The following is a 9,589-nucleotide window of genomic DNA, read 5'->3' on the forward strand; positions in this document are numbered from 1 at the left end:
TAAAATGATAATTTACAATTGATCCATTTTATCATTTTTGAACCAAGAAGGTCCCCAACTTCCATGAATGAGCGTAAGTGGGAGAAAGATGATCGGGATGAGCCCCCGCCTAGAATATCCTGTTAGGAAAGGCTGGATTTGCTGTCTTTGAGAGTAAAACAGCCTAACCGTGGAACGCATGGGGATGGCTAGGCTGGCAAATAGTCGTGGGGCAAGTGTATCCAACAATCTCCCACCTTTACGCCTTTGTATTAGATGGGAGAGCGTTCCATTTCCTAGCGGCTCAAAATGCTCAGTTAACAGGCGGAAGATGGATGCCATCCGTCTTTTGGCGGCTGTCAGCTGGCGTGACTTCCATGACCGGCGGCCGACCGTTTTCAAAACCGCGGGCGATGTCGCGAATCGGGCTCATTTCATCGGGAACGCCAATTCCCGGGGTATAGCGCGGCAGGCTGGAAGTGGCGCCGCGTTCTTCCCAAGGCTCTCTCATGAATCAACACCTCCATATTCTCAGTATGGCCATTGATGGAGGCCGTATAAATGGAAATCAAATCCTTTCCCGCCAATTTCTTTTGTGGAGCCCTGTCATCTGTTGTAGGCATACTATGGATGACAATATGGGCAACAGGAGGGAAGGAACTCAATGCAGTTCGGGAAAGATGCGATCGAAGCGATTTGGCGCCGCCAGTGCGGAGCGTGGGAGCGGAGCGATGCGGCATGTGTCCAATCATTTTTGGTGGAATGTTTACAACATGACCTTGATCCGCAAGACGGGCTCAATTGGATCATTGAGCACCGCACCCAGCTTTCTGACGCCGATGCAGTGGTGGACGCGGCACTCCATTGGGTGAATGAACATACGTCCACTGGCTCCCCGGTGTCAGGAATCGGAGCGGAACAACAAGAGTGAGGCGGCGAACAGGAAAGGGCGGAACGAAGGATGGTATGGGTCATCAAAACAAAACACGAAAATGACCAAGGGGAGACGGTGGGGCTGGAGCTTGAGAGCGAAGATGGCTGGCTTGACGCCAACGTCCGCTGGGACGGATGCATGGAAATTCACTTGTACTTGGTGACGGAGGAAGGCCGCGAACTGAGCGATACGCTCCATACGTGCGATTTACAGGGGCTGATCGAGCGGTTGCAGTCATTGGATTCCGTGTGTCGATCGTTCTTTTTCCAAATTTCAGGACAGGGGAGCTGATGAAGGCCGAACCGCCGGCAGCGCCGCTGACCTCATCGATGAATGAACGAGGAGCCAAAACCGAGGCTCCTCTTTTTTCCTGAACGGCATGGTGTTCATTGAAGGAAGGAGACGCGTTAGGAGGGGAAGCAGGCTCGATTGCCGTTGGCTTCGTCTTTGTTTGGAAGTGCAGGCTTTTCCGATTAGGGGTATAAAAATGTTTAAAATATTCTAAATGTGATGTATAATAAAGAAACAACATACTAACCGGTTGGTATATCGTCTGTTGAAAACGGATTCAGAAGTGGATCGAAAGGTGGGAAGATCATGAGGCTAAAAGGAAAAGCGGCGATTGTCACCGGCGGCGCGAGCGGCATCGGCCGGGCGACGGCGATTCGCTTTGCGGAAGAAGGCGCCAAAGTGGCGGTGAGCGACATCAATGAGGAAGGAGGGGAAGAAACGGTCCGCCTGATTCGGGAAAAAGGAGCATTCCCGTTACAACATTTCTAGAGGGAGGGGAGGCGATTTTTGTCCAAACGGACGTATCCGATTCCAAGCAAGTGAGCCGCCTTGTCCAAACGGCGGTTGATGCCTTTGGCGGCCTACATATTCTCTTTAACAATGCCGGCATCGGCCATTCGGAAGTGCGGAGCACCGACTTGTCTGAAGAAGAGTGGGACCGGGTCATCAACGTTAATTTGAAAGGAGTGTTCCTTGGCATCAAATACGCGGTGCCCGTGATGAAGCAATGCGGCGGGGCCATTGTCAACACATCGAGCCTGCTTGGAATCAAAGGGAAAAAGTACGAATCGGCCTACAACGCCTCGAAGGCCGGGGTGATTTTGTTGACGAAAAATGCGGCATTGGAATATGGGAAGTTTAACATTCGCGTCAATGCCATTGCACCGGGGGTCATTGATACGAACATCATCACGCCGTGGAAACAAGATGAGCGCAAATGGCCGATCATTTCGAAAGCGAACGCCCTCGGCCGCATCGGGACGCCAGAGGAAGTGGCGAACGCGGTGTTGTTTTTGGCGTCCGATGAAGCGTCGTTTATCACCGGCGCGACATTGTCGGTCGACGGCGGCGGGCTGACGTTTTAGACGTCGGACGGCTGATACGGGGCAACGGATGAAAACAAAGGTCGCACAAACGAGAGGGGAGAGGAAACGATGCGTTTTGCCAATACCGTCGCTGTGATTACTGGAGGGGGAAGCGGCATTGGCCGGGCGACGGCCGTCCGCCTGGCTCAGGAAGGGGCGACTGTCGTGCTTGTCGGCCGCACAGCCGTCAAACTGGAAGAAACGGTGCAAGACATCACGCGTCTTGGGGTGCCAGGGGTGGCCGATCGGTTTGCGGCCGATGTCACGGACCGCGAACAAGTGCGCGCCTTGGCCGCATACGTCCAAAATCGGTACGGCGACTTGCATGTGCTCGTCAACAATGCCGGCATTTCGACCCATACGAAATGGCTCGAGCTCACCGAACAAGAGTGGGGATGATGTGCAGCGCGTCAATATGAAAAGCGTCTTTCTTGTCTCGCAAACGCTCGCTCCGCTGATGATCGAAGGGGCAAAACGCGAGCGCGCCAATCGGGCGATTGTGAACGTAGCGTCATTGTCCGGCCATCAGGCCGGGGCGGAAATTCCGCACTACAGCGCGGCGAAAGCAGGGGTCATCAACTTGACCAAATCGCTCGCTTTGGAGCTGGCGCCGTATGGCATCCGCGTCAATTCCGTCTCGCCCGGTTTTGTCGAGACGCCGCTTACCGAGCGCGGACTGCAAAACGAGCGGTTTGTGAAAGCCATCGAGCGCAACACCGCCTTAGGCCGGGTGGGAGCGCCGGAAGAGATCGCCAACGTCATTGCGTTTCTTGCCTCTTCGGAAGCGTCGTACATGACCGGCTCTGATGTGTTGGTCGATGGCGGATGGCTCATCAAATGAAACTGAAAAGTCCAAAATGGAAAAGGAGAGGAAAGGAATATGGAAACCTCGCATTTGCTTGTGGAACAATCCGGTTCTGTATTATGGTTGACGCTGAATCGCCCGGAGCGGCTCAATGCCTTCAGCCCGGAGATGATTGCCGGACTGACGGATGAAATCGAACGCGCCGCGGCGGATGATGCCGTCCGCGTCATCGTCTTATCCGGCGCTGGGCGGGCGTTTTGCGCCGGCGGGGATGTGAAAACGATGGGGCAGTCGAGCGCCCCGCAGGCGTATGAGCATATCGGCCGACTCAACCGGCTCATTTTGGCGATGAAATCATGCGAGAAACCGATCATGGCCGCCGTGCACGGCGTGGCGGCCGGAGCTGGGTTCAATTTGGCGCTGGCTTGCGATGTGATCCTCGCGGCCGAAGACAGTCAATTCATTTTGAGCTTTGCGAAAGTTGGCCTTGTCTCGGACGGCGGCGGGTCGTATTGGCTGCCGCGGCTTGTCGGTCCGCATTTGGCGAAACAGTTTTTCTTCACCGCCGATCCGATTTCAGCCCGTCGCCTGTATGAATTGGGCGTCCTAAGCGAGGTCGTCCCAGCTGAGAAACTGCGCGAGGCGACAGAATCGCTCGCCTCGAAGCTGGCGGGTGGGCCCACGAAAGCCATCGGAAAACAAAAACGGCTGATTGAACACGCGCTGACCGCGACACTTGAGGAGATTCTCGAAGAAGAGCGTCTCGTTCAAGGGTTGATGGTGGAAACCGAAGACCATCGCGAAGGGGTGACGGCGTTTAAAGAGAAACGGAGCCCGGTGTTCCAAGGAAAATAAGCGAGTGGCAGTGCCGAAAGAGCGTTGCGCCCTGTTTCTCCATCAGCGGGAGACAGGGCGTATTTTGTTTTCACTTCGCCTCAAATGAAACAGCCCCCCTTTCCAAATGGGGAAAAGGGGTGGTTGGTCGGGGAGCGGTGCGATCAAACGTCAAAGCGCCCCTGCTTGATTCCGGATGGGTTCTGCGAGCAACTGATCCACGTCGTCGATCAACTCGTCAACATGGTCATACGGCGCATCCAGCTGCAGCATTTTCCGCAAGATCCTGCGGGCGTTCGAGGATAAGTCAAGTTCTTCTTCCCAGCTTTTTTCCTCGTCACTTATCGGTTCATAGGCAGAATACAATAAAAACAAGGTGAAGTGTCCAAGGGCATAGAAATCGCTTCGTGGATGCGGTTTGCGCCGCAGCCGCTTTTCCAGCGGGTCGTCATCGCGGAAATCCACCGGTTCGCCGATGCGGCAGGCCAAGCCGAAATCGATGATCGCCACCGTTCCATCGCGCCAAATGATGTTCGGGATGCGCAAATCGCGATGGACGATGCCGAAAGCATGGACGTGCCGGACGACCTCAAGCACCTCCTTTAACAATCGAAACGCCTCTTGTTCCGTGTACTTGGCTTCCAGCTTGAAAATCCGGTCTTCCACCGTTTCTCCGTCGATATACTCCATCACGAGATGCGGCTGTCCGCGCTCCACAAACCGATCATACAGCCTCGGAATTTGCGGGTGGCGCAGGCGGGCGAGCACGTCAGCTTCGCGCCGAAGCAAGCGGCGGCCGTCTTCTCCTTTTGTCCGCCGCGCTTGTTTGATGACGACAAGACGGCCTGTCAGGTGATCGCACCCTTTGTAGGCGATGCCGTAGCTTCCCATCCCGAGCTCTTCGATGACTTCATAGCGGCCATGAAGTATAGTTCCGTTCCGATGCGGCCGGTCAAACCAGCGGGCGATGAGCGGATGGCGTTCGAACAAACGTTTCATCAGCTGCCGAAGAAGCTCGAGAAGAAACTGCCGCTGTGATGTTTCTTTTTGTAATGGTGATGGCCGTACTGGGACGGGTGATGGTGCGAGTGATACGTCGGGTTGTAATAATGGTGGTCGCTGCTGCTGTAATGTTTATGGTAGTGCGACGGATGATGGGGATGGTCGAAAAGTGCTTTTAGCCATTTTTTCAACATCGCGATCGCTCCTTTGCGATAGATTTACCTATATATACGAGGCAATGAGAAGGAAGTTTCAGACTTCAAAGATGAAAAAGAAACCGCCAGGGGCATTAGCCCCTAGCGCGGTGTGGCAACCTCATTCCTTTTTTTCGTTCAACGCCTGCTTGAGCAGCTCCCCTAAACTCGTGCCAAACGATTCGTTGGCCGGGCTGTATTTTTTGAGAAGCGCCCGTTCGCTGCCTTTTGCGGCGATGCGTTTGGTCTCGTCCGCTTTTTCGACAATATTGCACGGGCGGCATTGGAAATACATCCCTGCTTTTCCTTCATGCATTTCCATGCGCCGGTGGCATTGCGGGCAACGGCGGTTCGACAGTTTCGGGTCGCGCCGGCGGCGGTAGCGGCACGCTAAGTTCGAGCAGACAAGCATCCGTCCGTCTTTCGTTTTCCGCTCTTTTAAAAGCGCGCCGCATTCTGGGCATGTGAGATTTGTGAGGTTTGGCGCTTTGTATACCTGCTCGCTCTGCTTGATTTCGGCGACAAGCGTTTCGGTTTGACGGCGGATGTTGGCCAAAAATTGTTGTGGATTTCCTTTCCCGCGGGCGATCGCCTCCAGCTCCCGCTCCCAGCGGGCGGTCAATTCCGGCGATTTCAGCTCTTCATTGACGAGCTCAATCAGCTGTTTCCCTTTTTTCGTCGGATAAAACCGTCCGTCTTTTCGCTCGACTACTTCGGTTTCAACCAGCCGTTCGATGATGTCCGCTCTTGTCGCCGGCGTGCCGAGCCCGTATTTCTCCATTTGCGCGAGCAAATCAGCTTCCGAATAACGGGCGGGCGGTTCGGTGAACGATTGTTCCCTCTCAAGCTGCACCGATGGGAGCGTCTGACCTTCTGCGAGGTGTGACAACGTCGGTTTGGCATCCGTTTCTTCTTTGCCGAGAACCGCTTTAAATCCGAAGTTCACAACCGCCGTCTCCTTGGCGACAAACATTTCGCCGCCGATGTCAAAGACAGCTGTCGTCGTTTCGGATTCATACGGCGGGAAAAACAGCGCCAAAAAGCGACGGGCGATGAGATCATACAGCTTGCGCTCATCAGTCGACAGCCTGCTAAGGTTGAGCCGCTCATCCGTTGGAACGATGGCGTGATGATCGGTCACTTTGTCATCGTTAAATACCCGCTTGGCTGCTTTGGCTTTGCCTTTGGCAAGGAGCGGAGCGATGACGTCCTCATAACCGGATTTCATCGCCAACAACCGCTCGGTCATCGTCGCTTCCATATCGCTTGGCAAATAACGCGAATCGGTGCGCGGGTACGTGACGAGTTTGTGTTGTTCATACAGCCGCTGCAACACCGAGAGCGTCTTTTTCGCCGAAAAGCCAAACCGCTTGTTTGCGTCCCGCTGCAGTTCGGTCAAGTCATACGGCAGCGGGGCGGGCTCGCTTTTTCGTTTCCGTTTGATCGATGTGACGCGCGCCGGCTGGCCTTTGAGACGAGTCATCAGCCGGTTGGCCTTGTCTTGGTCAAACAGACGATGTCCGCCATGCCGCTCCCATACGGCTGTGATGGACCCGATCTTGGCCCGAATTGTCCAATATGGCACGGGAACGAACGATTGGATCTCGCGTTCGCGCTCGATGATCATCGCAAGCGTCGGCGTCTGCACCCGCCCGGCTGAGAGCGGATCGTTGTATTTGGTCGTCAAGGCGCGCGAGACGTTTAACCCAATCAGCCAGTCGGCTTCCGCGCGGCAGACGGCCGATTGATACAGGCGTTCAAACTGCACCCCGGGCTTGAGTTGGCGGAAGCCGTCGCGGATGGCGCGGTCGGTTTGCGACGAAATCCATAGCCGCCAAATCGGCTTCGTCCAACCGATCATCTCTAAAATCCAGCGCGCCACCAGTTCCCCCTCGCGGCCCGCGTCGGTCGCGATGATGACATCTTTCACATCCGGTCGTTTCGCCAACCGTTCAATGGCGCGAAACTGGTGGCTTGTTTGCCGAATGACTTTCAAGCCCATTTTCTTTGGGATGATCGGCAAGTCCTCCAGCCGCCATGTTTCGTATTTTCGGTCGTAGTCTTCCGGCATCTTCAGCTCCACTAAATGGCCGAGCGCCCAGGTGACAATGTGCTGCTTTCCTTCAAAATAATGTTTATGTGCTTGCTTGCAGCCGAGCACGCGGGCGATGTCGCGGGCGACGCTCGGCTTTTCCGCTAACACGAGCGATTTCATCGATAAACCCCTTTCTGTCGTCTCTACATGAGCACAGTCTGCTTCTTAGTATAAAGGAAGAAGGAAAAAGACGCATCCGCCAAGGTTTGTCTCCTTGGCAGGACAAGACGCCTTGGCGCGGCGCAAAGCCGCATCTCCACACTTTCTGCACATTTGCCAAATAAAATAGTAAAATTGAAATGACACTCGGGCTTGATGGATGAGGAGAGGAATCCGTGCGAAAACTGTCATGGAAACTCGGAATGCTGTTTTTTGCCTTTGTCTTGGCCATTGAAATGGTGCTGTTCGTTTCCCTCTACGCTACGCTCGTCCATGCGCGCATCGAGGAAGAATTCGCGCAGCTGTTGGCGCGGGGAAACAGCCACCGCAACGTCTTGGAGAAAAATAACGATCGAACGACGTTGGCGCATGTCGTGATGATGGAATCAGAGGCGGAAACCGATGTCGCCATCACTGACGCCCGGCGCCGGATTGTATCGGCTTCTAGCGGCATTGTTCCGTTTGCCAAGCGCATCATTCCTTTAACGAACGGTCGCCATATTCCCCGCCGGGGAATGATGGTCGAAACCGACTGGAAGCGGGCATCGCATATCGCCGCCGTCAGCCCGATTCAAATCAGGGGTGAAACAAGAGGATATGTGTATATGTTTCAAGACACCCGCTCGATCCGGACGATGGTGTATAAACTGAAGCATCATTTTATCGTCGTTGGCGTGCTGTCGGTGGCGATCACCGTGTTGACCATCGCCTTTTTCTCCCGCGCCATCACGATGCCGCTCCTTCGCATGAAACAGGCGACCGAGGCGCTCAGCCGGGGGGATTTTTCCGTCCGCCTCGAGATGAAAGGCAACGACGAGCTGGCGCAACTCGGGAGAGCGATTCAAACGCTGGCCAANGATTTGGCGTATTTGAAACAAGAGCGGAGCGAATTTTTAGCGAGCATCTCTCATGAATTGCGCACGCCGCTGACGTATGTGAAAGGATACGCCGACATTGCTAGGCGTCCGCATCTGTCTGAGGAGCAGCGGGCGAACTATATGGCGATCATTTACGAAGAAGCGGAAAAGATTGAAAAGATGGTCAAAGATTTGTTTGAATTAGCCAAACTGGAGCAACACTCGTTCCAGATTGAAAAGCAGCCGACGAATCTTTGTTCGTTTTTGACAAAATTGTGTGAAAAACTGCGCCCCGCGTTTCAGGAAAAATCGCTGTCGCTTGTGTGCCAGTGCCCCGGTTCGGTCATGGCCGCGATCGATCGGCAGCGGTTCGAGCAAGTGATGATCAACGTGCTTGACAATGCACGAAAGTACGCGTTTTCCGGCACGACGGTGGCCGTCGCCGTTCACCTTCAAAAGCAAGGAATCGTCATTGCCGTGTCCGATGAAGGAACCGGCATTCCGCCGGAAGATGTGCCCCGGATTTTCGAGCGGTTTTACCGGGTTGACAAATCGCGGTCGCGGACAAGCGGCGGGACCGGACTCGGTTTGGCGATTGCCAAAGAAATCGTCGAGGCGCACGGGGGAACGATCGCTGCTCGAAGCGAACAAGGAAAAGGAACGACCATCCTCATTACGCTGCCGGAGGGATAACGATGTATACCTTGCTGTTGGTTGATGATGAAGAGCGGATGCTCGATTTATTGGAATTGTATTTAGCGCCGAACGGCTACCGCTGCGTGAAACGGCGTTCGGGGGCGGAAGCCATTGACTATTTGCGGCGCCATCATGCCGATTTGGTGCTGCTTGATGTCATGATGCCAGAACTCGACGGATGGGAAACGTGCCGCCGCATCCGATCGTTTTCGAATGTGCCGATCATGATGGTCACCGCTCGCGATGAGACGGCGGATATTGTCCAAGGATTGAAAATCGGAGCGGACGATTATGTGACGAAACCGTTTGACGAGGCGGAACTGCTTGCTCGCATTGAAGCGGTGCTGCGCCGTACAGCCGGCGGTCGTTCCGCCATTCGCGCGGCCGGGCTTGTATGGGACGAAGAGGAACATACGGTCCGCTACGAAGATAAGCCGATTGCGTTGACGCCGAAAGAATTTGCCATTTTGGGACTGCTGTTAAAGCACCCGAATCAGGTGTTCAGCCGAGGGCAAATCATCGCATCGCTATGGGGCTATCTCGCTGATACGGAAGAGAGGACCGTTGACTCCCACATGAAAAACATCCGCGAAAAATTGCGGAAAGCGGGGTTCCCAGCGGACGAATATTTGCAGACGGTCTGGGGCGTCGGCTACAA

At 54.7% G+C, this 9,589-nt stretch carries 9 protein-coding genes and 3 pseudogenes; 8 read left to right on the forward strand and 4 right to left on the reverse strand.

From position 1 onward, the window contains the following. Positions 1–292 precede the first annotated feature (292 nt). Entirely contained in the window at positions 293–490 is a 198-nt protein-coding gene (locus VU18_RS07310) for a hypothetical protein (protein WP_042381163.1), read from the reverse strand. 153 nt (positions 491–643) lie between these two features. Here VU18_RS07310 and VU18_RS07315 point away from each other — a divergent pair, with 153 nt between their 5' ends. From VU18_RS07315 to VU18_RS07335, 5 genes and pseudogenes are all read left to right on the forward strand, one after another. Continuing rightward, positions 644–910, forward strand: a complete 267-nt coding sequence (locus VU18_RS07315; RefSeq protein WP_047757865.1) for a hypothetical protein — start codon at positions 644–646, stop codon at positions 908–910. 30 nt (positions 911–940) lie between these two features. Then, positions 941–1,204, forward strand: coding sequence for a hypothetical protein (locus VU18_RS07320; RefSeq protein ID WP_011231177.1), 264 nt, complete (start codon positions 941–943; stop codon positions 1,202–1,204). A 306-nt stretch (positions 1,205–1,510) separates the two neighbouring features. Beyond that, positions 1,511–2,289, forward strand: a pseudogene (locus VU18_RS07325) (SDR family NAD(P)-dependent oxidoreductase). 69 nt (positions 2,290–2,358) lie between these two features. Then, positions 2,359–3,130, forward strand: a pseudogene (locus VU18_RS07330) (SDR family NAD(P)-dependent oxidoreductase). A gap of 39 nt (positions 3,131–3,169) precedes the next feature. Then, positions 3,170–3,949 carry an enoyl-CoA hydratase/isomerase family protein gene (locus VU18_RS07335; protein WP_011231180.1) on the forward strand — a complete coding sequence of 260 codons (780 nt, stop codon included), beginning with the start codon at positions 3,170–3,172 and terminating at the stop codon, positions 3,947–3,949. Between the two features lie 150 nt (positions 3,950–4,099). On the opposite strand, the gene VU18_RS07340 is transcribed toward VU18_RS07335, so the two are convergent. The 3 genes from VU18_RS07340 to VU18_RS07350 form a co-directional block, all read right to left on the reverse strand. Further along, positions 4,100–4,927, reverse strand: a complete 828-nt coding sequence (locus VU18_RS07340; protein WP_014195786.1) for a serine/threonine-protein kinase — start codon at positions 4,925–4,927, stop codon at positions 4,100–4,102. Further along, positions 4,927–5,124, reverse strand: coding sequence for a hypothetical protein (locus VU18_RS07345; RefSeq protein WP_014195787.1), 198 nt, complete (start codon positions 5,122–5,124; stop codon positions 4,927–4,929). The genes VU18_RS07340 and VU18_RS07345 overlap by 1 nt, the downstream gene beginning before the upstream one ends. 121 nt (positions 5,125–5,245) lie before the next feature. After that, positions 5,246–7,339 carry a DNA topoisomerase III gene (locus tag VU18_RS07350; RefSeq protein ID WP_025039084.1) on the reverse strand — a complete coding sequence of 698 codons (2,094 nt, stop codon included), beginning with the start codon at positions 7,337–7,339 and terminating at the stop codon, positions 5,246–5,248. Positions 7,340–7,554: 215 nt separating this feature from the next. Between VU18_RS07350 and VU18_RS19660 the strand changes: the two genes are divergently transcribed. The 3 genes and pseudogenes from VU18_RS19660 to VU18_RS07360 form a co-directional block, all read left to right on the forward strand. Further along, the coding region (locus tag VU18_RS19660; protein ID WP_236687318.1) for a HAMP domain-containing protein at positions 7,555–8,234 on the forward strand (680 nt) is incomplete at its 3' end. 1 nt (position 8,235) lies between these two features. Beyond that, a pseudogene (locus VU18_RS19665) lies at positions 8,236–8,928 on the forward strand (sensor histidine kinase); the annotation flags it as partial. A gap of 2 nt (positions 8,929–8,930) precedes the next feature. Further along, on the forward strand, positions 8,931–9,589 hold a 659-nt coding region (locus VU18_RS07360), incomplete at its 3' end, for a response regulator transcription factor (RefSeq protein WP_047757867.1).

It is taken from the genome of Geobacillus sp. ZGt-1 (assembly GCF_001026865.1).
Classification (GTDB): Bacteria; Bacillota; Bacilli; order Bacillales; family Anoxybacillaceae; genus Geobacillus; species Geobacillus thermoleovorans.

What these genes read in the sequence shown, in the direction of transcription:
- VU18_RS07320 (WP_011231177.1), top strand. Translation starts at nt 941, where the DNA reads ATGGTATGGGTCATCAAAACAAAACACGAAAATGACCAAGGGGAGACG.
- VU18_RS07345 (WP_014195787.1), bottom strand. Translation starts at nt 5,124, where the DNA reads ATGTTGAAAAAATGGCTAAAAGCACTTTTCGACCATCCCCATCATCCG.
- VU18_RS07310 (WP_042381163.1), bottom strand. Translation starts at nt 490, where the DNA reads ATGAGAGAGCCTTGGGAAGAACGCGGCGCCACTTCCAGCCTGCCGCGC.
- VU18_RS07335 (WP_011231180.1), top strand. Translation starts at nt 3,170, where the DNA reads ATGGAAACCTCGCATTTGCTTGTGGAACAATCCGGTTCTGTATTATGG.
- VU18_RS07350 (WP_025039084.1), bottom strand. Translation starts at nt 7,339, where the DNA reads ATGAAATCGCTCGTGTTAGCGGAAAAGCCGAGCGTCGCCCGCGACATC.
- VU18_RS07315 (WP_047757865.1), top strand. Translation starts at nt 644, where the DNA reads ATGCAGTTCGGGAAAGATGCGATCGAAGCGATTTGGCGCCGCCAGTGC.
- VU18_RS07340 (WP_014195786.1), bottom strand. Translation starts at nt 4,927, where the DNA reads ATGAAACGTTTGTTCGAACGCCATCCGCTCATCGCCCGCTGGTTTGAC.